Source organism: Actinoplanes missouriensis 431 (assembly GCF_000284295.1).
Taxonomy (GTDB): domain Bacteria; phylum Actinomycetota; class Actinomycetes; order Mycobacteriales; family Micromonosporaceae; genus Actinoplanes; species Actinoplanes missouriensis.
The window spans coordinates 6724716-6747407 of record NC_017093.1 but is presented as its reverse complement, the minus strand read 5'-3'; the positions used below and the strand labels follow the sequence as shown (position 1 = coordinate 6747407).

At 72.1% G+C, this 22692-nt stretch carries 20 protein-coding genes; 9 read left to right on the top strand and 11 right to left on the bottom strand.

The genetic code is table 11. From position 1 onward, the window contains the following. Positions 1 to 96: 96 nt before the first annotated feature. Entirely contained in the window at positions 97 to 960 is an 864-nt protein-coding gene (locus AMIS_RS30900) for a peptidylprolyl isomerase (RefSeq protein WP_014446380.1), read from the bottom strand. A gap of 156 nt (positions 961 to 1116) precedes the next feature. Here AMIS_RS30900 and AMIS_RS30895 point away from each other — a divergent pair, with 156 nt between their 5' ends. Together AMIS_RS30895 and hisS are read left to right on the top strand one after the other, a co-directional pair. After that, entirely contained in the window at positions 1117 to 1809 is a 693-nt protein-coding gene (locus AMIS_RS30895) for an MBL fold metallo-hydrolase (RefSeq protein WP_014446379.1), read from the top strand. 14 nt (positions 1810 to 1823) lie between these two features. Then, positions 1824 to 3137: a histidine--tRNA ligase gene (gene hisS / locus AMIS_RS30890; RefSeq protein WP_041830165.1), complete on the top strand. Its 1314-nt coding sequence runs from the start codon at positions 1824 to 1826 to the stop codon at positions 3135 to 3137. A 184-nt stretch (positions 3138 to 3321) separates the two neighbouring features. Here the strand turns inward: hisS and AMIS_RS30885 are convergent, their stop codons facing one another. Beyond that, complete coding sequence (locus tag AMIS_RS30885; RefSeq protein ID WP_014446377.1) at positions 3322 to 4899, bottom strand: MFS transporter; 1578 nt, start codon at positions 4897 to 4899, stop codon at positions 3322 to 3324. 26 nt (positions 4900 to 4925) lie between these two features. After that, on the bottom strand, positions 4926 to 5426 hold the full coding sequence (locus tag AMIS_RS30880) for a winged helix-turn-helix transcriptional regulator (protein ID WP_014446376.1): 501 nt from the start codon (positions 5424 to 5426) through the stop codon (positions 4926 to 4928). Between the two features lie 56 nt (positions 5427 to 5482). On the opposite strand from AMIS_RS30880, the gene AMIS_RS30875 reads away from it, so the two are divergent. The 7 genes from AMIS_RS30875 (at position 5483) to AMIS_RS30845 (ending at position 13700) form a co-directional block, all read left to right on the top strand. Next, the gene (locus AMIS_RS30875; RefSeq protein WP_014446375.1) at positions 5483 to 6001 is read left to right on the top strand and encodes a PaaI family thioesterase; all 519 of its coding nucleotides are present in this window, start codon (positions 5483 to 5485) and stop codon (positions 5999 to 6001) included. Between the two features lie 150 nt (positions 6002 to 6151). After that, entirely contained in the window at positions 6152 to 6967 is an 816-nt protein-coding gene (locus AMIS_RS30870) for a cyanophycinase (RefSeq protein WP_014446374.1), read from the top strand. Beyond that, the gene (gene cphA, locus AMIS_RS30865; protein WP_014446373.1) at positions 6964 to 9729 is read left to right on the top strand and encodes a cyanophycin synthetase; all 2766 of its coding nucleotides are present in this window, start codon (positions 6964 to 6966) and stop codon (positions 9727 to 9729) included. Before AMIS_RS30870 ends, cphA begins: the two co-directional genes overlap by 4 nt. 387 nt (positions 9730 to 10116) lie before the next feature. Then, complete coding sequence (locus tag AMIS_RS44335; RefSeq protein ID WP_051042210.1) at positions 10117 to 11523, top strand: serine/threonine-protein kinase; 1407 nt, start codon at positions 10117 to 10119, stop codon at positions 11521 to 11523. Then, positions 11415 to 12137, top strand: a complete 723-nt coding sequence (locus AMIS_RS30855) for a cellulose binding domain-containing protein (protein ID WP_041830164.1) — start codon at positions 11415 to 11417, stop codon at positions 12135 to 12137. Before AMIS_RS44335 ends, AMIS_RS30855 begins: the two co-directional genes overlap by 109 nt. Before the next feature lie 212 nt (positions 12138 to 12349). Beyond that, a complete protein-coding gene (locus tag AMIS_RS30850; protein WP_014446370.1) occupies positions 12350 to 12601 on the top strand; it encodes a hypothetical protein in 252 nt (83 codons plus the stop codon). A 196-nt stretch (positions 12602 to 12797) separates the two neighbouring features. After that, positions 12798 to 13700: a sigma-70 family RNA polymerase sigma factor gene (locus AMIS_RS30845; RefSeq protein WP_014446369.1), complete on the top strand. Its 903-nt coding sequence runs from the start codon at positions 12798 to 12800 to the stop codon at positions 13698 to 13700. 132 nt (positions 13701 to 13832) lie between these two features. Here AMIS_RS30845 and AMIS_RS30840 read toward each other — a convergent pair whose 3' ends face one another. The 8 genes from AMIS_RS30840 to AMIS_RS30805 all read right to left on the bottom strand — a co-directional run bounded on the left by AMIS_RS30840 (position 13833) and on the right by AMIS_RS30805 (position 22615). Next, entirely contained in the window at positions 13833 to 14705 is an 873-nt protein-coding gene (locus AMIS_RS30840; RefSeq protein ID WP_014446368.1) for an urease accessory protein UreD, read from the bottom strand. Further along, positions 14695 to 15393, bottom strand: a complete 699-nt coding sequence (gene ureG, locus AMIS_RS30835; protein WP_041830163.1) for an urease accessory protein UreG — start codon at positions 15391 to 15393, stop codon at positions 14695 to 14697. The genes AMIS_RS30840 and ureG overlap by 11 nt, the downstream gene beginning before the upstream one ends. Then, positions 15383 to 16030, bottom strand: coding sequence for an urease accessory protein UreF (locus AMIS_RS30830; protein WP_014446366.1), 648 nt, complete (start codon positions 16028 to 16030; stop codon positions 15383 to 15385). The genes ureG and AMIS_RS30830 overlap by 11 nt, the downstream gene beginning before the upstream one ends. 49 nt (positions 16031 to 16079) lie before the next feature. Then, entirely contained in the window at positions 16080 to 17798 is a 1719-nt protein-coding gene (locus AMIS_RS30825; RefSeq protein WP_014446365.1) for an urease subunit alpha, read from the bottom strand. Between the two features lie 43 nt (positions 17799 to 17841). Continuing rightward, positions 17842 to 18261: an urease subunit beta gene (locus AMIS_RS30820; protein ID WP_014446364.1), complete on the bottom strand. Its 420-nt coding sequence runs from the start codon at positions 18259 to 18261 to the stop codon at positions 17842 to 17844. Further along, positions 18258 to 18560 carry an urease subunit gamma gene (locus tag AMIS_RS30815; protein ID WP_014446363.1) on the bottom strand — a complete coding sequence of 101 codons (303 nt, stop codon included), beginning with the start codon at positions 18558 to 18560 and terminating at the stop codon, positions 18258 to 18260. Before AMIS_RS30815 ends, AMIS_RS30820 begins: the two co-directional genes overlap by 4 nt. Positions 18561 to 18699: 139 nt before the next feature. Then, a complete protein-coding gene (locus AMIS_RS30810) occupies positions 18700 to 20934 on the bottom strand; it encodes an acyltransferase family protein (RefSeq protein WP_014446362.1) in 2235 nt (744 codons plus the stop codon). A 100-nt stretch (positions 20935 to 21034) separates the two neighbouring features. Next, the gene (locus AMIS_RS30805) at positions 21035 to 22615 is read right to left on the bottom strand and encodes a serine/threonine-protein kinase (RefSeq protein WP_014446361.1); all 1581 of its coding nucleotides are present in this window, start codon (positions 22613 to 22615) and stop codon (positions 21035 to 21037) included. Positions 22616 to 22692 lie beyond the last annotated feature (77 nt).

Sequence of the window (22692 nt, the reverse complement as noted above, 5' to 3'; positions counted from 1 at the left end):
GCGTGCCGGCGTCCGAGCCGGTCAGCTCCGTGCCACTGGGGTCGCTTCCACTCAGCTCTGTGTCACTCACGGTCCTGCCGCTCTCGTCCGGGGTGCTCATGACTGCGCCGCGCTCGCTGACGGGGCCGGGGATCCGGCCGTACCGACAGTCAGGCTCTTGATGGTGATCTTCTCTTTCGGGCTGATCTTGTCGCCCCCGGTCGTCTCGACGGTCGGGATCTTGCCGATCTTCTCGAGCGTGTCGAGGCCCGCGGTGACCGTGCCGACGATCGTGTACTGCGGGTTGGCCGCGGTGAAGTCCTTGAAGAACAGGAGGAACTGGCTGCCGTTGCTGCCCGGCGGGTTGCCGATCATCGCGACCGTGCCCTTCGGGTAGGTCACCTCGGCGGTCGGCGCCGCGCTCGCGCTGGGCGCGGGCTCCGGGGCCGCGGCCGGCAGGTTCTCGCTGTAGAAGCTGTACGTCGGGCCGCCGTTGCCGGTGCCGGTCGGGTCGCCGCAGCGCACCGCGCCCTCAGTGGTGATCTCGTGGCACGTGGTGCCGTCGAAGAACTTCTTGCCCGCCAGGTACGAGAAGCTGGCCGCCGCACACGTCGCGTTCTCCACGTCGAGGCCGACCTGGATCGGGTCGCCCTTGTCGGTGGTGATCGTCATGGTCTCGGTGCCGGTCTCGGGCAGGTCCTTCGTCGGCGGGGTGCCGACCTCTTTGAGATCGGTGTTCGTCTTCGCGTCCAGCGGCGTCCACAGGCAGATGTCGGCGGCCTCGGTCGTCGCGTCGTTGTCGTCGCTGTCGAAGGCGCCGCCCGCCCAGGCCACTCCGGCGACGATCAGCAGCACCGCCAGGCCGGTGCCGAGGCCGGCTGTGATCCGGCGTCGGCGGCGCTCGCGCTCGGCTCGGCGGGCCTGTTGCCGATCGAATTTCGCCCGCGCGAGTTTGCGCTGCCGGTCCTTGCTGGGAGCCACCGAACGCTGTCCTTCCCTGTGTATGTCAAGGGGTGCGGCACGCCACACGCCCGCAAGAGTGTACGGGTACCTCCTGAGAAAGTGGTGTGCGCCCGCCCGGCTAGGCTCGTTACGATTCCGCACCTGTGCAGCGCCCATGAATAGGTAGGTCCCACCGTGCTCGTCACCGGCTTCCCGGCCGAGGCCTTCGGCACCAACTGCTACGTGGTGGCCGCCGGTCCGGGCGAGCAGTGCCTGATCGTCGACCCGGGCATCGGGGTGCTCGACCAGCTGGAGGAGACCCTCGCCCAGCACCGGTTGCACCCGGCCGCGGTGCTGCTCACGCACGGGCACCTGGACCACACCTTCTCCGTCGCGCCGGTCTGCGGCGCGCGCGGCATCACGGCCTACGTGCACCCCGCCGACCTGGAGATGCTGGCCGACCCGTCGAAGGGTCTGAGCGCCGACCTGAACCAGATCTTCGGTGGCCGCCTGGAGTACTCGGAGCCCGAGGACGTCGCGGAGCTGACCGACGGCGCGGTGCTGAGCATCGCGGGTCTCGAGATCACCGTCGACCACGCGCCGGGCCATACCGGCGGGTCGGTGCTGTTCCGCCTGCCAGGTTCGGCGAACGAACCGGAAGAGATCTGTTTCTCCGGAGACGTCCTCTTCGCAGGGTCCATCGGACGCACCGACCTGCCGGGCGGCGACACCGCGACGATGATGACCAGCCTGCGGGACAAGATCCTGCCGCTGGCCGACGACACCGTCGTGCTGCCCGGCCACGGTCCGGCCACCACCATCGGCCGTGAGCGCGCGTCGAACCCGTACCTGCGGGAGTTGACCGCAGCGCCGCGCCGCGGTTTCTGACTTACGGAGTAAAAGTGCCAATTTCCGGTTTTCCCGAATGGCTGCCGTCGCAGCGCATGATCGAGCAGTACGTGCTCGACAAGATCCGCTCCACCTTCGAGCTCTACGGCTTCGCCCCGCTCGAGACCCGGGCCGTCGAGTCGATCGACACGCTTCTCTCCAAGGGTGAGACGTCCAAGGAGGTCTACCTCCTGCGCCGCCTCCAGGAGGACGAGAACTCCACGAAGGAGGACCAGCTCGGTCTGCACTTCGACCTGACCGTCCCGTTCGCTCGGTTCGTCACGGAGAACCACGGCAAGCTGCAGTTCCCGTTCCGCCGTTACCAGATCCAGAAGGTGTGGCGGGGCGAGCGCCCGCAGGAGGGCCGCTACCGCGAGTTCCTCCAGGCCGACATCGACGTGGTCAACCGGGACACCCTGCCGTTCCACTTCGACACCGAGATGCCCCTGGTGATCGGCGACGCGTTCCGCTCGCTGCCGATCCCGAAGGCGGTCATCCAGGTCAACAACCGCAAGGTGTGCGAGGGCTTCTACCGCGGTCTCGGCCTGGAGGACACCGCCCAGGTCCTGCGCACGGTCGACAAACTCGACAAGATCGGCCCGGAGAAGGTGGCCGCGCTCCTGGTCGAGACGGCGGGCGCGACCGACGCGCAGGCCCGCCTCTGCCTGAAATTGGCCGAAATTTCGACATCTGACGCTTCGTTCGTCGATCACGTCAAAGCCCTTAAGGTCGACGACCCGCTGCTCGACGAGGGCCTGGACGAGCTGCGTCAGGTCGTCGAGGCGGCGAACGAGCACGCCCCCGGCCTGATCCGTGCCGAGCTGAAGATCGCCCGCGGCCTCGACTACTACACCGGCACGGTCTACGAGACCCAGCTGGAAGGCTACGAGCGGTTCGGCTCGATCTGCTCCGGCGGCCGCTACGAGAACCTCGCCTCCGTCGGCAACACCCGCTTCCCCGGCGTCGGCATCTCGATCGGCGTCTCCCGCATGCTCGGCCTGCTCTTCGGCCGGGACGCGCTGACCGTCTCCCGCTCGGTGCCCACCGCCGTCGTGATCGCCCTGCCCAGCGAGGACGAGCGCGCGAACTGTGAGCGCATCGCCGCCGGCCTGCGCCGCCGCGGCGTCCCGACCGAGGTGGCGCCCACCGCCGCGAAATTCGGCAAGCAGATCCAGTTCGCCGACCGCCGCGGCATCCCGTTCGTCTGGTTCCCCGGCGCGGACGGCCACTCGGTCAAGGACATCCGTTCCGGCGAGCAGGTCGATGCCGACCCGCAGACCTGGATGCCCCCGGCCGACGATCTCCGACCCCAGATCAAAGGCCTTTAATCGGTACGGTCCGCGGCTCCCGCCGGCGCAAGGAGCGACTGACGCCCCTTCCGCCGGCGCATCCCGCCGCCGGCCCCGGCGCTCCCTCACGCTGCCGGCCGCCGGCCCGGCGTTCCGACACACTGCCGGCCGCGGGCCCCGGCGTTCCCTCACACGACCGGCCGCTGAGTGCCCGCATCTCGGCTCAGCGGTCGGTCGCGAGCAGGTGCGTCACCTCCGGCGCGCCCTCGGCCAGCGCGATCGCCCGCTCCTCCATCCGCTCGTCGGACTCGGTGAGGCGCCCCTCGTGCTGGCGCAGGTGCTCGTCCCACGTCGGCACCAGATAGGCCTCCACGAACAACTCGGCGTCCGCGGTGTCCCGGAACAGTCCCCACTGCGAGGCCCCGGTGCGCATCCGTGACCCGCGAACCCGCTGCATGGCGGTGAGAAAGGCGGCCGCGTTCTCCTGCCGGACCCGGTACCGTGCCGAGATCAGCACCGGCCCGTCGTCGCGGTGCGGCTCGATCACGAGATGCGGCTCGGCCCAGTAGACGGCCGGCGTGTAGTCGTCGTTCTCGTGGGTGTGGACGGGCCAAACCCGTACCAGAAGAAGGCCCGCCGCCATCACCGCCGCGGCCGTGGCAAACGCGGAATCGAGGCCGAAGGCCGAGGCGAACTGGCCCCAGAGCAGCGCACCGATCGCCTGGCCACCGGCGAAGACCAGCTGATAGATGGCGAGCGCGCGGGCGCGCACCCAGTTCGGCAGGACCAGCTGCATCGCGGCGTTCATCCGGGACACCAGCATCATCCAGGCAGCGCCGCCGAGGACCAGCGCGGGCACCACGGCGATCGTGTGCGGCACGAACGCCACCACGGCCAGCGCCGCGCCGTAGACCAGCCCGGTCGCGACGATCATCTGGTCGGTGCTGAGCAGACGGCGGGCGCGGGGCATCAGCAGAGCCCCGGCGATCGCGCCGATGCCGAGCGCGGCGAGCAGAACGCCGTAGCCCTGCGCGCCCATGCTCAGCTCCTGGCGTGCCACCACCGGCAGCAGCGCCCAGACCACACTGCCCGGAAGCACGAAGAGCAGCACCCGTCCGAGGATTCGCCGGACCACCGGTGACCAGCGCACATAGCGTTCCCCGGCGCGCAGCGCGGACCCGAACCGCTCGGCCTGCCCGGTCGGCGGCTGCGGGTCGCGCCGCCACCGCACCAGGGCCAGCGCGAAGACCGCGAAGGAGAGCGCGTTCAGCCCGAACACCGCCGCCGACCCGAACTGCGCCACCAGCAGGCCACCGACCGCCGGACCGGCCGACCGGGCCAGGTTCGTGTTGACCGCGCCGAGCGCGGAGGCCGCCGGCAGCTGGTCGTGCGGCACCACCTCGGGGATCACCGCCTGCCAGGACGGCAGCGTGAGCGCCTGCCCGCACCCGAGCAGGAACGTGAAGACCAGCAGGAGCGGGGGAGAGAGGTGGTCCAGCGCGGCGAGCGCGGTCAGGACCGAGGCCACCCCGAAGAGCCCGATCTGTACGGCAAGGAGCAGCCGCCGCCGATCCAGGGCGTCCGCGAGGGTGCCCGCGGGGAGGGCGAACAGGAGCACCGGCAGGGTGGTGACGGTCTGCACGAGGCTGGTCCAGGTCGCCGCGTCCGGTTCGTGCACGACCAGCCACTGCGCGCCGACCGTCTGCATCCAGGTGCCGGCGTTGCTGGCGAGAACGGCCAGCCAGAGCATCCGATAGACCGGGTCCTTCAAGGGCGTCCACGGACCCGTTGTTGTGATCACGCGTGCAACGTACCCACGTGCGCCGTTCAGGAGCGCCGATGTGCTCCAGGTCCCGGCTGGGGCAGCACCGCCCGGTTGTCGGACACGTCGTGACCGGCGGCGCAGCGCATCTCTACCCGGATCTCCGCGCCGCAGTCCCGGTGCGCGTAGCGGATCGGCGGGCCCTCCGGGTCGGCCAGGTAACGGTTGCCCCACTCGGCGACGGCGATCAGCATCGGGTACAGGTCGAAGCCCTTGTCGGTCAGACGGTACTCGTGGCGGGCCCGCGCGCCCGGCTCCCGGTAGGGCTCGCGCCGCAGCACACCGTGCCCGACCAGGGCGGCGAGACGATTCGTCAGCACCTGGCGGGGGATGCCGGTGCGGACCCGCATGTCGTCGAACCGCCGGACGCCGTTGAAGACCTCGCGCAGCACGACGACCGTCCACTTCTCGCCGAGGATCTCCATGGCGCGGGCGAGCGTGCAGTTGTCGACGGACCAGTCGAGCGCGGCGGGTTTCCCGGTGGGGTGTGTGACATGTCCGACCATGCCGCCAACGCTAGGTCTCGTTGACAGACGCAGCAAGCCGGTGCCAGCCTGAATCCATGACGCAGACTCAGGACCCCGCCACGCTCCGGACCCGCACCTTCGGCTGGTCCGACCCCGCCGAGCACGCCAGCCGGCTCGGCCGGCGCAGCGGCATGGAGATCCTCCAGGCGATGGCCGCCGGCGAACTGCCTCCCCCGCCCATCATGAACCTGATCGACGCGGCGGGCCTGCACGCCGAAGAGGGAAGCGTCACGATCACGCTCGACCCGCAGGAATTCCACTACAACCCGCTCGGCACCGTCCACGGCGGTGTGATCTCGACCCTGCTGGACACGGCCGCGGCGTGCTCGGTGCACAGCACGCTGCCCGCCGGGGTGGGGTACACGAGCATGGACCTGAACGTGAAGTTCCTCCGCGCGGTGACCGTGGAGTCGGGTCGTCTGACCTGCACCGGGGCGGTGTTGCAGCAAGGGCGGCGAACCGCGCTGGCGGAGGCGCGGCTGGTGGACGCGGCGGGGCGGCTGGTGGCGCACGCGACGTCGAGTTGCCTCCTTTTCGAGATGCCCGGGGCCTGAGGCGGCGAGGTCGCCAGACGGGGAGGCGAGCACCGCCGGACTTACCCGACAAATCTGATTAGGCGGATGTTTCGGTTTTGTTCCGATTAGCCTCGATGGTGGGCCGCCCCGGCTGTGCCGGAGTGTGCGAGCCCCCGTCGAGGAGGAGCGGTGAACGGCAGCATCGATCCGCACCACGGCCGCCTGTTCATCATGGGCGGGGCCGCGGGCCCGGGGCTGCTCGCGCGGTTCGTCGAGCTGGCCGGGGGAGCGGCGGCGCGGATCGTGGTGATCGCGACCGCCAGTGCGGAACCTGATGCGGCGGCTGCCGCCCACGCGGCGCAGATGTCCGGCGCCGGCAGTGTGCGGGCGCTGCGGATCGTGACGCGGGCCGACGCCAACGCGCCGGGGGTCGAGCCGGTGCTGCGGGCCGCGACGGGTGTCTTCTTCACCGGGGGTGACCAGGAGCGGATCACCAGCGTGATCGGCGGCACGGCGACCGACTCGCTGCTGCAGGAGCTGGTGAGCGAGGGCGATCTGATCCTGGCCGGCACCAGCGCGGGCGCCGCGATGATGTCGGCCACGATGATCACCGGCGGGGAGAGTCAGCGGATCACGGCGGGCAGCGTGCGCACCGGGCCGGGGCTGGAGTTCCTGCCGGGCGTACTGATCGATCAGCATTTCGGCGAGCGCGGGCGGCTGAACCGGCTGCTCAGCGCGGTCGCGCGGTACCCGCACGAACTCGGCCTCGGCATCGACGAGGACACCGCGATCCTGACCGAGGGCGACTGTTTCGAGGTGCTCGGCAGCGGCGCGGTCACGGTGGTGGACGCCGGCACCGCCACCGACATCCAGGTCCCGCCGAGCGGGCCGATCGCGCTGGCCGGGGCCACGATTCATGTGCTGCCCGCCGGGTACACCTTCCACCTTCCGGGCCGCCGACCGGTCGCCGGCACGCCCGCCGCAGAACGGGAACGAGCCGCATGAAGATCGAGTTTCTGCGCCGCCTGCGCGGCCCCAACGTCTACCTGTCGCGTCCCGCGGTCGTGGCCCGGCTGCGTCTGGAGGAGCTCGCCGGGCTGGAGACGACCGATGTCACCGGCTTCACCGAGCGGCTGCTGAGATCGCTGCCCGGCCTGGCCGAGCACCACTGCGCGGCCGGCGCTCCGGGCGGTTTCGTCAGCCGGCTGCGCAACGGCACCTACTTCGGGCACGTCACCGAGCACGTCTGCCTGGAGCTGTCCCAGATGATCGGCCGGGACGTGAACTTCGGCCGCACCGTCGGGGCCGGCGAACCGGGCGTCTACGACGTGATCGTGGAGTGCCCGGTGGACGAGTCGCCCGGCTCCCGGGTGCCCGGTGAGCTGTTCGAGGCGGCGATCGACCTGGTCCTCGCGGTGCACGGCGGGCCGTCGCCGGTACGCCTGGGTCCGGGGCTGCGCGGGGGTGGGTTGTCGCAGCGCCTCGCCGACCTCGCGGTTCTGGCCGAGCGGGAGGCGGCCGGCCCGAGCACCCGGTCGATCATCGAGGCGGCCCGTCGCCGCGGCATCCCGGTGGAACGTTTCGACGACCTCAGTCTGCTCCGCCTCGGCTGGGGCAATCGGCGCCGCCTGGCCTGGGCCGCGATGACCGACCGGACCAGCGGCATCGGCGTGGACATCGCCGGTGACAAGCACGTCACCCGCCGACTGCTCGGCGAGGCGGGCATCCCGGTGGCGCCGGGCGGCTCCGCCCGTACCCCGGCGGAGGCGGTGGCGCTCCTCGGCGAGCTCGGCGCGCCGGTGGTGGTCAAGCCGCGCAACGGCGCGCAGGGGCACCGGGTGGCGCTCAACCTGAGCGCGCCGGACGAGGTGGAGCGGGCGTTCGCCGAGGCCGGCGGGGACGTGGTGGTGGAGCGGCAGCTGGCCGGCCGGGACTACCGGGTGCTGGTGGTCGCCGGCGAGGTGGTCGCCGCCGCCGAGCGGGTGGCGGCGCACGTGGTCGGCGACGGCCGGGCCACCGTGACCGAGCTGGTCACGGCCGCGAACGCGGACCCGCGGCGGGGTCCCGGGCACTGCCGGGCGCTGACCCGGATCGAGCTGGACGAGAACGCCGAACGGGCGCTGTGGCGGCAGGGGCACACGCCGGGCAGCGTGCCCGCCGAGGGGGTGACGGTCTGGCTGCGGGACACCGCGAACCTCTCCACCGGTGGTACCAGCCGGGACGTCACCGACCAGGTGCACCCGGACGTGACCAGGGTGTGCCAGCGGGTGGCCGGCCTGACCGGGCTCGACATCGCCGGGATCGACCTGCGGCTCACCGACATCGCGGCGCCGCTGCCGCCGCTCGCCGACCCGGACCGGGTGCACGCCGGGGTGATCGAGGTGAACGCCGCGCCCGGCCTGCGGATGCACCTGTCCCCAGTGCACGGCCGGGCCCGGGACGTCGGCGACGCGATCGTGCGGGCGATGTTCCCGGGCGGGTCGGACGGCCGGATCCCGACCGTCGCGGTCACCGGGACGAACGGCAAGACCTCGGTCACGAAGCTCACCGCGCACCTGCTCAGCGGCAGCGGGATGCGGGTCGGCACGGCCGCGACCGACGGCGTGGCGATCGACGGGCGGACCGTGCTGGTGGCCGACGCGACGGGTCCCCGCTCGGCGCAGATGGTCCTCGGCGACCCCCAGGTGGAGGCGGCCGTGCTGGAGACCGCGCGGGGCGGGCTGCTGCGGCGCGGGCTGGGATACGACTGGACCGACGTCGGCGTGATCACCAACATCACCGCCGACCACCTCGGGCAGGACGGGCTCGACTCGATCGAGGATCTGGCGCATCTGAAGGCGGTGGTCGCCGAGCGGGTCCGGGACGGCGGCACGCTCGTACTCAACGCCGACGACCCGTGGGTGCGCAGCCTCGCGGACCGCCCCCGGGTGCGGGCCGACCGCAAGCGTCTCGTCTGGTTCGGCCTGGACCCGGAGAACCCGGTGGTGACCCAGCATCTGGGCCGGGGCGCGACCGCGTACGTACTGCACGACGGCTGGCTGGTGCAGGCCACGGGAGCCCGGCGTACGCCCCTGATCCGTCTCGCCGAGGTGCCCGGCGCGCTCGGCGGCGCGGCCCTGCACGTGGCCGCGAACACGCTCGCCGCGATCGCCGCCGCCCGGGCTCTCGGCGCCCGCCCGGAGAGCCTGGTGGACCGGCTCGGCGAGTTCGATCCGAGCGTGGAGAACCCGGGCCGGGGCACGCTGCTGCGCGTCGGTGAGGTGTCGGTGTTCGTGGACTACGGGCACAATCCGGCGGCTCTCGCGGCGACCCTGCGGACGCTGCACCGGCTCTGGGGCGCGGAGCGCTGCGTGGCGGCGGTGACCCTGCCCGGTGATCGCCGGGAGGACCTGCTCGCGGCGTCGGCGCAGGTGCTCGCGGACGGGCTGACCCGGGTGGTGCTCTACGAGGACGAGGACCCGCGGGGCCGCCGGCCGGGCGAGGTCGTCGATCTGGTCGAGCGGGAGATGCGGGCCCGCCGCCCGCAGTTGCGGGCGGTGCGCGCGGACGGCTGCCGGGACGCGATCACGAAGGCGCTGGGTCTGGCCGCGCCGGGCGAGGTGGTTCTGGTGATCTACGAGAAGTGGGCGGCGACGCGGGCGTTCCTGGCCGGTCTCGGCGCGGTTCCGGCGGCCGGGGCGCCGGTGCTGAAGCTGCCTTCGGCGGCGGCGCCGGGAGCCGTTCCGTCGGTGGCCCGGAGCCTCACCGCGACCCGGACGCGTGGGTGAGGCGGATGACAGATCTTGGACAGAGTCGATCTCTCTCCGTAGTGAGGTATTGACCGATGGTGAAACTCTCCGAGGTGGACACTCCGATCGTTGAAACTGCAAGTTCCGACGAAGCGGGCATTATCTCCGCGTAGTCGTGGCGCTGCGTGCACACCCGGTGCCGCAGCGCCGATCCCGCCCGCGCACGAGCGGCCGCACGGTCCCCACTGACGGTGACGAGTGCCTGCTAGATCGCCTTCCGGCAGGTCGTACTGGGGACGGATGGGGACTAACATCCTCGCCGCCGATGGGGGATGCTCAGGGTCCGATGGTGGGCCCGACTCGCCCGGCACCAGGCGGCATGGCGGTGCGGCCCGGTGTTATCTCGAAGCGCGCATGTGGGGGCACATGAGCACGACGGACCTGCCCGGTTCCGGGCTGCTCGCCGGTCGATATCGACTGGTCGAGCGCCTGGGTGCCGGCGGGATGTCAGTGGTGTGGCGAGGGTTCGACGAAGTCCTCGGCAGGCAGGTCGCGGTCAAGGTCCTGCCGCCGTCCACCAGCACCGATCCCTCGTTCCGGCGCAGGCTGCGCGCGGAGGCTCAGGCCGCGGCGCGGCTCACGCATCCGCACATCACCAATGTGTACGACTACGGCGAGGCGACCACCGTCGACGGTGAGCCGGTGCCGTACGTCGTGATGGAGCTCGTCGACGGCGAGTCGCTGGCCGCCGTCCTGGCCCGGGTCCGGACGCTGCCGTGGCCCACCGCCGTGCGGATCAGCGCCGAGGTCGCGGCCGCTCTCGCCTCGGCGCACGCGCGCGGCATCGTGCACCGCGACGTCACCCCGGCCAACGTGATGCTCACCCCGGCCGGTGCCAAGGTCGTCGACTTCGGCATCTCCGCCCTGATCGGTGAGAACGACGTCGACCCGGACGGGAGCCTGATGGGCACCCCGGCCTACCTCGCGCCCGAGCGGCTGGAGGGCGGCCAGGTCAGCCCGGCCACCGACGTCTACGCGGTGGGGCTGCTGGTCTACCGGATGCTGATCGGCCAGCTGCCGTGGGACGTCGGCACGACCACCGCGCTGCTCCGCGCCCATCAGTACGTCGAGCCCGAGCCGCTGCCACCCGTCGACGGGCTGCCACCGGCCGTCGAGGCGCTGATCGGCCGCTGCCTGGAGAAACGGCCCGCGGACCGGCCGCCGACCGCCGAGGTGGCCCACGTGCTGGCCGGCCTCGCCGCGGGGGCGCCGCCGGTCACCTCCGGTTTCGAGGCGCACTGGGCCGACGGTGAGGACACCTTCATCCTGCCGTCCGGTTATCCGTACGCGGGTTTCGGCCCGGCCGCCGCTGCCGCCGGTGGCCCGACCGATCCGAACGCGGTGCACCCGGTCGTCGGCTCGGCCGTCACCGAGCCGTCCCCCGCCGCGCCGAAACGGGCCGAGCCCGGCTCGGCGCCCTCCGGGCCGGCGTCGCCGCCGCCGCTGCGTCCCGGCGCCCGCGGCCCGGCGTCCGCCGCGCCCCGGCCCGGCCCGGTCACAGCCGGAACCAGGTGCGCGCCCGCCGCGCTTTGGTGGTCGTCGGCACCGTCGCGCTGCTCTCCGCCCTCGTCTACGGCTGGTCGGCGATCGGTGAGGAGCGGCCGGAAGCGGCCGGCGCGCCCGCCGCGCCGCGGGCCAGCATCGTTCCCGTCGCCGGCAACTGCGTGGTCAGCTACGCCGTCTGGTCCGACGACGACCACCGGTTCAAGGCCCAGGTCACCGTCGCGAACCGGGCGGACGCCCCGGTGCGGGAGTGGGACCTCTGGTTCCTGATGAACGGCGACCAGACCGTCTCCGGCAACGGCAAGACCGTGCTGGCCCAGCAGGACCGCGCGGTCACGGTCTCCTCGGTGAACGCGCTGGCCGCCCAGAAAACGGTCACCCTGCAGATCACCGGTCGCTACACCGAGAGCAACGCGGCGCCGATGGTCTTCAAGCTCAACGGGACGAAGTGCGAGGCGTACGTGTCGGCCGAGCCGGGCCAGCCGTCCCGTCCGGTCGTGCACCTCGCCGACGGCCAGGTGCGTTTCGGCGACCCGACCACCAATCCGGCGCCGGGCATCTCGATCGATCCCGGCGGCAACGTGCACATCAGCCCGACGGCGCCGCGGCCGTCCTCCTCCCGGACCATGGTTCCGATCAAGCCAGTGCCCAGCACCAGCGTGTCGAAACCGACCACAACGGATCCCAGTGACGACGTGCCGTCGTCGGCACCCCCACCAAAACCACCTTCCGAGGAGCCCGGATCTTCAAGCCCCTCGCCTAGTCCGAGCCCCTCGCCCAGTCCGAGCACCTCGCCGCCGCCCGAGCCCGGCACCGGCATCGACAACCCGTGCGACGCGGAGGCCGAGGACGAGCCCTGCCCGGATCCGGTCACCCCGGAGTGACGCGGCGGCTCACCCGGAAAACCGGAGGCCGAGCAGCCGATCACCGCGTTACCGTGAAGGGGATACCGACAGGCGCTTCTGCTCCGGGCTTTCTGCCCCGGATTGCGATGCTTTCGCACGGCGTGGCTGCCGGCCGGCGTCTCACTCGTGAGGAAGATGAGCTTTCGGGTGTTGCACCGGAGTCAAGCAGGTCGTCGACACGGGAGATCGACATGATCAGCACAGTCAGGGAACTGGCCGCCGAGGCGCTGTTCGTCTCGTGCTTGCAGCCGTCGGAGTGTCCCAGCCGGGAAACGGTGGAGGACGCCATCACGACGATGATCCTGCGGCACGGCAGTGACGGCTGCGCGGCCGGCGTCGCGTCGGAGTTCGGTGACCATCCGGACGTCGCGGTGCGCCGGATGGAGTGGGTCCGCTCCGAGCTCACGGAGATGCTGGTGCCGCGCGTTTCGGTGCTGCACTAGACCCGTCGAGTCACACCAGCCCCTTCCATCCGTACGGGTGGGAGGGGTTCGATGTTTCTCGCCTCGTTTCTGAGGTTTTTCATGAAAAAACTCCATAAAAACAACCGAGTTCGGGCTCCGCTGCACCCTGCGGCAGCCATGGTTCTTCTCGTCAGCCGGTGTTCATCAGCCGGTTCGTCCAAGCGAGGAGGACTACGTGACCACCACGACCGAACTCCCCGCCACCATCGGCGTCACCCACGACGCGCCCTCGGCGCGCGACATCGAGGACCTGATCCGCGAAAACATGCCGATGGTTGGCCATCTGGTCCGGGAACTGCTCAACCGCGTACCCGGCCATGTCCACTCAGATGACCTCTCCTCAGCCGGGTTCGCGGCGCTGCTGGGAGCCGCCCGTTCGTTCGACGTGACCCGGGGCATCCCGTTCCACCGCTTCGCCGCGGTGCGGATCCGCGGGGCGCTCCTGGACGAGCTGCGCGGGCAGGACTGGGCCAGCCGATCGGTGCGGGCCCGGGCGCGCAAGGCGGCCACCGCACGACAGGAGCTCACCGCCGCGCTGGGTCGCACGCCCAGTGACGCCGAGGTCGCCGAGGTGCTCGGCATCGGCGTCACCGAACTCGCGAGCGTCGAGGACGACGTGCAGAAGGCCTCGCTTCTCAGCCTTCAGGGTTTCCCGACGGGAGCGGCCGAGGAGATGGTGCCGGAGACATCTGAGGGCCCGGAGGATCTGTTGCTGAAGCGGGAACGGCTCGGCTACCTGCATCAGGCCATCCAGGCGCTTCCCGAACGGCTGCGTCAGGTCGTGCAGGAATCCTTCTTGCAGGAACAACCGCTCAGCGAGGTGGCGGCCCGGCTCGGCGTCACCGAATCCCGGATCTCCCAGCTGCGCACGGAGGCGCTGCGCCTGCTCCGGGAGGGCCTGAACAGCTCGCTCGCGCCGGAACTCCTCACCGTCGCGGCAGGCGGCCCCCGTACCCGCAAGGGCTGTCTGCAGCGTCGCCGCACCGAGTATTTCGCGAAGGTGGCCCAGCAGGGCAGCCTGCACACGCGGCTCGCGCTGACCGACAGCCACGGCGTCCCGATCGCGGTCGCCGCCTGATCCGGCACCGGCTGGGGCGGCCTCCGGTCACCCCAGCCGGTCCACTCCCGCTTCCCTTTCCGGTACGGCCGGCCAGAGTCCCGTGCCTGCCGCGCGGCCGTCTGCCCGCGCCCGGCCGTCCGGCGACTTTCGCTACCGCTGCAACGCGGGCCGCGGGTCGTCCCGCGGCACGGGCGGGCTTCCCCCGGCGCCCCGCGGATCCCGGGCGCACCAGGGGTCCAGAGCAGCCGCCACCTGCCGGCTGTCCGCCCCCACGGCACTGACCAGCACCCCGCCCCGAGCCAGCCCCATGACCGCGGCGTCCCCGCCGGGCTTCCGATCCGCCCGCACGCCGGTGCCTCCGGAACCGCTTGCAGGCTGGGTGGCGCCTTCCTGACCGGCGCCGCTTCCCGGGCCGATGACGGCGCTCTCCGGGCCCACCGCCACGACGGTGCCGATCGCGCGGCCCTCACCGAGGACGGCGGCGCCCGCCCAGCCCGGCGCACCCGGGCCGACCGACAGCTCATGGCGATAGACGGTGGTCCCGCCGTACCGCACGGTCATGCCGGCCCGGACGTCCCCGGACTCCTCCCGATGCCGCCCGCACACCAGATCGTCGCGCCAGAGCAGCGACCCGCCCTCGGCGACGTCCACCCGGGTGATCGCGACATGGTCACATCCGGCGGCCGCGATCAGCGGCTCCGGAAGGTACCGCAGCGTCCCACCCGGCGCGACAGTGGCCGTGACGGTGAGCCGCGAGGCCGGCAGGAACGACCGTCCCGGCAGCGCAAGAGAGGCTGCCACGCTGCGGAACTCCAGCCACGCCCCCGGCCCTACCTCGATCTCCAGCCGCAGCTCGTCGCCACGCAGCGGCCCGGCCGCACCCCCCACGAGATGCACGGTGACCCCGGCGCCGGCCCGCGGACCGGTCCGCCGCAGCAGCAGCGGCGACTCCCCCCGCAGAACGTCCAGCCGGGTCCCCCCACTCCCGTCGGAGCAGGCGACGACCCGCGCCTCAGCGCGCATCAGCCACCAGGGAGCGGATCCAGTCCGCCACCGGGGTGGCGTGCTTGTCCTGCGCCAGCGACAGGAACACGGTCGGCAGCGCGCCGCGCCGGGCGCCCGCGTCGCGTTCCATCACCGACAGGTCCGCGCCGACCAGCGGGGCCAGGTCGGTCTTGTTGATGACGAGCAGGTCGGACGTGGTGACGCCGGGACCGCCCTTGCGCGGCACCTTGTCCCCGCCGGACACGTCGACCACGAAGATCTGCTGGTCGATCAGGCCCTTGCTGAACGTCGCGGTCAGGTTGTCCCCGCCGCTCTCCACCAGCACCAGGTCGAGCGGGCCCAGTTTCTCCTCGAGGTCCTCGACGGCGTCCAGGTTCGCCGAGATGTCGTCGCGGATCGCGGTGTGCGGGCAGCAGCCGGTCTCGACCGCGCGGATCCGCTCGGCCGGCAGCACCCCGTTGCGCAGCAGGAAGTCCGCGTCCTCGGTGGTGTAGATGTCGTTGGTGACGACCGCCAGCCGCAACTGGGCACCGAGCGCCCGGCACAGGGCGGCGACGAGCGCGGTCTTGCCCGAGCCGACCGGCCCGCCGATGCCGATCCGCAGCGCGCGGGTGCCGGCGGCGAGCGGCTCGTGCGGGTCCACTCCCGCTTCCGGGTGGGTGTGAGGGACCTCGTCCGGGCCGTGATCATGGAGTTCAGGATGCAAAGAGACGCACCTCCCAGGTGGCGTGGTGCTCGGCGCCGATGTCGAGCAGGGGAGCTCCCGCGGCCGGCAGGTCGTCGACCGCGTCGTGCTGCCGGGCCGCGGCCAGCGCCGCGATCCGGTCACAGTCGGAAGTGAGACGGGCGAGCAGGGCGTGCACGCCGTACGGATCAAGCCCGAGGAGCCGGACCGCCGCGCTGGCCGGACCGGTGATCGTGCCGTGCGCCGCGGCGACCGCGGCCTCGGCGGGCGTCAGCCCGGCAGCCGCGGCCAGAAACCCGAGCGCGACCGGCTGATGCGGGTCCCGGCCGCGTCTGCCGGGCAGCTGCCACATCGCCCGGCCGGCCCGGAGCAGCGCGCGGCCCTGCGCCCGGGACGCCTTGCGCAGCGCGGGGGAGGGTGTCCGCGCGTCGAGACCGTCGTCGAGCTCGGCGCCGCGGCTCACGTCCGCGCAGGCGGCCGCCGCGAACGCCGCGGCGACCAGGCCCCCGGTGGCGAGCCGGCCGCGGAGGAACCCGTCCAGCCCGGTGACGTCGGTGACCCGGCCCGCCGCGACCTGGGCCTCCAGCCCGCCCGAGTGGGCATGGCCGCCGGACGGCAGCCGCCCGTCCGCGAGCAGCAGCAACGTTGCAAGACTCATGTCAGATCGGGCTCATGTCAGATCAGGCTCATGTCAGATCCGGCTCATGTCAGAACAGGAAGTACCGCTGAGCCATGGGCAGCTCCGACACCGGCTCGGGCTCGATGACCTGGCCGTCGATCCGTACCTCGAAGGTGTCCGCGCTGACCTCGATCCGCGGCATCGCGTCGTTGTGCACCATGTCGGCCTTGCCCACCGACCGGGTGTCGGAGACCGGGACGAGCGCCCGTTTCACCCCGATCCGGTCGGAGAGCAGCGCGTCGATGGCCGCCGGGGCGACGAACGCCACCGACGTCTGCGACGGCACGACGCCGTAGGACCCGAACATCGGCCGTGGCAGCATCGGCTGCGGCGTCGGGATGGAGGCGTTCGCGTCGCCCATCTGCGCGTACGCGATCATCCCGCCCTTGATCACGAGCGACGGCCGGACGCCGAAGAAGGCCGGGTCCCAGAGCACCAGGTCGGCGAGTTTCCCCGGCTCGACCGAACCGACCTGCTCGGCCATGCCGTGCGCGACGGCCGGGCAGAGCGTGTATTTCGCGACGTACCGTTTCGCCCGGTTGTTGTCGGCGGCGCCGTCGCCCGCGAGTGCGCCGACGCGCGCCTTCATGACGTGCGCGGTCTGCCAGGTACGCGTGATCACCTCACCGACCCGGCCCATCGCCTGCGAGTCCGAGCCGATCATCGAGATCGCCCCGAGGTCGTGCAGGTAGTCCTCGGCGGCCATGGTGGACGGCCGGATCCGGCTCTCCGCGAACGCCAGATCCTCCGGCACCGCCGAGTTCAGGTGGTGGCAGACCATCAGCATGTCGAGGTGCTCGCTGAGGGTGTTACGGGTGTACGGCCGGGTCGGGTTCGTCGAGGACGGCAGGATGTTCGGGTGGGACGCGACGGTGATGATGTCCGGCGCGTGCCCGCCGCCGGCCCCCTCGGTGTGGTACGCGTGGATCGAGCGCCCGGCGATGGCCCGCAACGTCTCCTCGACGAAGCCCGCCTCGTTCAGCGTGTCGGTGTGGATCGCGATCTGCACGCCGGAGGCGTCCGCCACGGTCAGGCAGGCGTCGATCGCGGCAGGCGTGGTGCCCCAGTCCTCGTGCAGCTTGAAACCGCCGGCGCCGCCGCGCAGCTGCTCCCACATCGACTCGGTGGACATCGTGTTGCCCTTGCCGAGCAGCAGCACGTTGATCGGCCAGGTGTCCAGCGACTCCAGCATCCGGGCCAGGTGCCAGGCGTTCGGCGTGACGGTGGTCGCCTTGGTGCCCTCGGCCGGCCCGGTGCCGCCGCCGATGATCGTGGTGATGCCGGACGCGAGCGCGGTGTCCAGGATGGTCGGGCTGATCAGGTGGACGTGGCTGTCGATCGCGCCGGCCGTCAGGATCTTGCCGTTACCCGCGATGATCTCGGTGCTGGCGCCGATCACCAGGTCCGGGTGGACCCCGTCCATGGTGTCCGGGTTGCCGGCCTTGCCGATCGCCGCGATCCGCCCGTCGCGGATGCCCACGTCGGCCTTGACGACGCCCCAGTGGTCGAGGACGACCACGCCGGTGATCACGGTGTCCGGGGTGCCCTCGGCGCGGGTGGCGCGGGACTGTCCCATCGACTCGCGGATCACCTTGCCGCCGCCGAAGACGACCTCGTCCCCGGGCCGCGGCCCGCAGCTGCGGTCCTCCTCGATCTCGATCAGCAGGTTGGTGTCGGCGAGCCGGATCCGGTCACCGGCGGTGGGCCCGTAGAGGGCGGCGTACCGGCTGCGGTCCAGTCTGGTCATGCCGGCTCTCCGTTCAGGCTGTGCCCGTGCAGCGGGGAGCGGCTCACCGCGGGCTGCCGTTGTCGCCGGTGGGCTGGCTCTCGCCGGTGTCCTCGTCGAGGGAACCGGCCGGTTCGATGTCGGACGGATCGGGTTCCGGGGCCGGCGCCTCGGCGTCGAGCGGGCCGCCGGCCAGGCCGCGCAGGCCCGGGACGATGCGCCGGCCGGCCAGAGCCACCAGCGTGACGTCACGCGGGATGCCCGGCTCGAACCGCACCGACGTGCCGGCCGGCACGCCGAGGCGGTAACCCCAGGCGGCGTCCCGGTCGAACTCCAGAGCCGCGTTGGACTCGGCGAAGTGGAAATGCGATCCGACCTGGACCGGCCGGTCACCGGTGTTGTGCACGGTCAGCGCCCGGGTCGGGCGGCCCGCGTTGATCTCGATGTCGCCGTCGCCGTACAGGATCTCGCCGGGGACCGTCATGAGATCGGCCCGTGCACGGTGACGAGCTTGGTGCCGTCCGGGAAGGTCGCCTCGACCTGCACCTCGGCGAGCATCTCGGGCACCCCCTCCAGGACGTCGTCGCGGGTCAGCACCCGGCGCCCGGCGTCCATCAGGTCCGCGACGGTACGGCCGTCGCGCGCCCCCTCCAGCAGGAACGCGGTGATGATCGCGGTGGCTTCCGGATGGTTGAGCCGCAGACCCCGGTCTCGGCGGCGCCGGGCGACGTCGGCCGCCACGTGGATGAGCAGTCTTTCCTGCTCGTGCTGGCTGAGGAACAAAGGGACCTCCCGATCGCGCCCCGGAATGCTCGCAGCTGGAAGTTTCGGACGTGTTTCCCCCGGTTCGGACGTTCGTCCTCCGGTTCGATGATCGCCGCCCGATGATCCGGTACCGGCCGGTACCGGATTTCCCGGGCGGTTACTTCGGCATGCCCCTGCTCAGCAGCGGCGTCAGCATCTCGGCGTACCCGGTGCTGATGTGGCTGCTGTCCTTCCAGACCATCAGGTTGCCGACGACCGCCGGGCAGACCTGCGCGGTGCAGAACCAGTCCTTCGTGTCGATCACCGTGGCGCCCCGCTCCCGGGCGGCCGCCGCGACCAGTTTCCGGCGGGCGGGCTCCACGAACGCCTCCCGCGCCGGGCGGGCGCACCGGTTCACCGCGTCCGGGTGGGTCACCACGCACTCCGGCGTCGACCCGGCCGGCCACGGGGTGTCCAGCAGCAGGACGGGTGTGGCGCCGGCTTTCTCGATCCGGTCGAGCGTGCGGTCCCAGGCGTCCACCCAGAGTTTGTCCCGGTCCGGCCCGCGGTCCAGCGGCTTGTTCTCCGGCGAGACCAGGCCGCCGCTGTCCCCGCCGTTCGAGGAGAGGACCACGAATTTCGGCCGCTGCTCGTCGATCTCGGCGAAGACCTTCTCCCGCCACTCCGCGCACTCCTGGTAGGGCCGCTTCAGCACGCCGTTGAAGACCAGCACCGACGGGGCCTGGCAGGCGGCCTTCGTCCGGGAGAAGAGTTTCAGGCCGCGCTCCCGGGCGACCGCGTCGACCGCGGGGAACCAGTGGGCCGCGTGCGAGTCGCCGAGCAGGAACATCGCGTCGGAGGCGGAGCGGTCGCCGTACACACAGGGGTTGTCGGCGGCGACGAACGGATAGTCGACGTGGCAGTGGTCCCGGTAGATCACCGGCTGGTCCTTGGCGGCGTCCGCCGGGGCCGGGCGCAGGTTCGCCGGCAGCGTGCGCTGCTGCGCGGCCTCGGCCAGCAGGGTACGCAACTCGGCCCGCGGATCGGTCGCCCCGGCGAGCAGGCCGCCCGTCTCCGCGACCGCGTCACCGGTCGTCACCGACGGGGTGAACCGGGTGGCGGCCAGGGAGAGGCCGGCCGTCACCGCGGTCAGCGCCAGCCCGACGGCCAGGCCGCGGCGGGCGCTCGACTTGATCCAGGGACGGTTCCGGACCGGGTTCTCCACCAGGTGGTACGACGCGACGGCGACCAGCAGCGACGCGGCGGAGAGCGCCAGCCCGAGTTTCAGCGACGGCTCCCGGCCGAGCGCCGCGGGACCGATCATCAGCACCGGCCAGTGCCACAGGTACCAGCTGTACGAGTACCGCCCGATCAGCTGGAACGGCCGGGTGCGCAGCACCACCGCGGCGCTGCCCGCCGGCGCGGCGCAACCGGCCGCGATGATCGCCGCGGACCCGAGGACCGGCAGCAGCGCGGCCGAGCCGGGGAACGCGGTGTCCTCGCCGTAGAGGAACGCCGAGCTGATCACGGCGGCCATGCCGAGCCAGGTCAGCACGGCGGCGAACCGGCCGGGCAGGCCGGCCAGCCGGGAGGCGCCGACCGCCACGAGCGCGCCGATCGCCAGCTCCCAGGCGCGGGTGTGCGCTCCGAAGTACGCCCAGGGGGCCGCCGACTCGGTCTGCGTGATGCTGGCGACCAGCGAGATCACCGCGATCAGGGCGAGGATCACGGTCAGCGGGACGTGCTTCACCCGTACCGCGGAGGGGGTTTGCCCGGGGTTCTCAGGCCTGCTCTCCGCGAAGCTGGAGGTGCGCTGGGCCGGGATGGCGACCTTGGGCCGGGTGCGGCGGCGGGCCCAGACCGCGGCGTAGACCAGCATGAGCAGCGGCCAGACCAGGTAGAACTGCTCCTCGACGGCCAGCGACCAGAAGTGTTGCAGAGGCGAGGGGGCGGCGTCGGCGTTCAGGTACTGCACGCCCTCGTCGGCCAGGCGCCAGTTGATGCCGTAGAACGTGGTGAAGAGCGCGTCCAGGCTGATCGAGTGGAACCGGGTCGACGGCAGCCAGAGCCAGGCGCCGGCCAGCGTGGCGACCAGGACCACCGCCGAGGCCGGCAGCAGGCGCACCGCCCGGCGGGCGTAGAAGCTGGCCAGCGAGACGGTGCCGGTACGGTCCAACTCCTTGAGGAGCAGCGTGGTGATCAGGAATCCGGAGATCACGAAGAAGACGTCGACGCCCACGTAACCGCCGGCCAGCGCCGCGACACCGGCGTGCGAGAGGACCACGAGGGTCACCGCGATCGCGCGCATGCCCTCGATGTCCGGCCGGAAGCCGAGATGCGGGCGGGGTCTGCCGGCCGGTGCCGACGTCTCGGAAGCACGTGAGGTGACACCGGAGCCGTGGATGACCGACATGTCCTGCCTTCGAATCGCCCCGCAAACGCCGACTCGCCCTGCGGACTGAAAGTGCCGATACTACCGACCGGCACACAGAGTCAGCACAGTTATACCGTCACTATTCGGTCTCTTGCTCGTTTTCCGCGTTACTCCCGTCCTCCTCGTCGTCCCCGTTGCCGTTGCCGTTGCCATTGCCGTTTCCGCCGCCGTTGCCGTTGCCGTTCCCGTTGCCGTTCCCGCCGGAGTCGCCGGTCGGGTTCGTGGTGGTCTCCGGCGCGGTCGTCGCGGTCGCCGGATCCTCGGCGGGTGTAGTGGTCGCGGTCGTCTCCGGGGCGGTGGTCTCCGGCTGCGTGGTCGCGGTGGCGGCGGGCGCCGTGGTGGTCCGCGAGGCGCGGGCCGCCGGGCTCTCGGCGGACCTCTTCTTCTCCTGGCCCTTGGTGCTCGTCGTCGCGGCCTCGCCGGCGTCGTTCCGGTTCTCCTTCGCGGCGCCGCCGGGCTTGCTCGCCGACTCCTGGGGCGCGGGCTCGGTGGTCGCCGGGGCGGTCGCGGGGAAGAAGCCGAACGGGTCGGCCACCGCGATCAGGGTTCCGGCGCCGATGAGGGCCGCGAGCAGGGCGGAGAGGAGGACGAGGTGGCGTCGCTTGCCGGGACCGGTGCGCGCGGTGGGGTCCGGCGGCGGGATGCTTCCGGGCGGTGGGGTCCACGCGCGGGTCGAGGTCACCGCGGTCTCGGCAGGTGACGTCGAAGCGGCGGCCGCTCCCGCTATCCCGGCTGCTCCCGTTGTCCCGGCTGCTCCCGCTATCCCGGCTGCTCCCGCTGTCCCGGCCGCTCCGGGACTGAATCGGACGGTGTCGGCGCCGCCGGCGAGGGTCGCCGACAGGTCGGTGCCGGCCACGGCCCGGTCCGCCGCGTCCGCCATGGCCGCTGCCGACGGGAACCGGGCGGCCGGATCCTTCGCCAGCGCCGTGGCGATCAGGTCCCGCACCGGCGCCGGCACGCCGGCGGGTAGCGGCGGCGGCTCGTCGGTCACGTGCTGCAACGCCACGGCGAGCGGGTTGTCGCCGAGGAACGGCGGGTGGCCGGCGAGGCAGTGGTAGGCGACGACGCCGAGCGCGTACACGTCGGCGGCCGGGCCGGTGGCCTGCTTAGACACCTGCTCCGGAGCGATGTACAGCGCGGTGCCCACCACCTCCCGCGCGCCGGTGAGCGTCACCGACTGCGCGGACCGGGCGACGCCGAAGTCGACGAGGACGACGGTGCCGTCCGGTTCGATGATCAGGTTGCCGGGTTTGACGTCGCGATGCACGATCCCGGTGTCGTGCGCGGCCGCCAGGGCCCGCGCGGCCTGAGCCACGATCGACATGGTCTCCGCCGGGCTCAGCGCGCCGCGTTCGGCGATCCGCCGGTCCAGCGGCTGGCCGTCGACGCGGGCCATCACGAGGTAGGCGCCGTCACCGGTGTCACCGAAGTCGTAGACCGGGACGACACCCGCGTGCCGCAGCGCCGCCATGGCCCGCGCCTCGTGGTGGAACCGGCTCCGGAACGACTCGTCACCGGCGTATCCGGCCAGCAGCGTCTTCACGGCGACCGGCCGATCCAGGACGGTGTCCGTGGCGCGCCAGACGTCTCCCATGCCGCCTGCGGCTATCCGGTCGTCGAGCCGGTAGCGGCCACCTAGCAACTCTCCGGGCTGAGGCATGAGGTTCCCCCTACCCAGTTACCTCCGTCGCTATCCGCCGGCTTCACACGCCGACGGCGGGCCGGACGCGTCCGGCC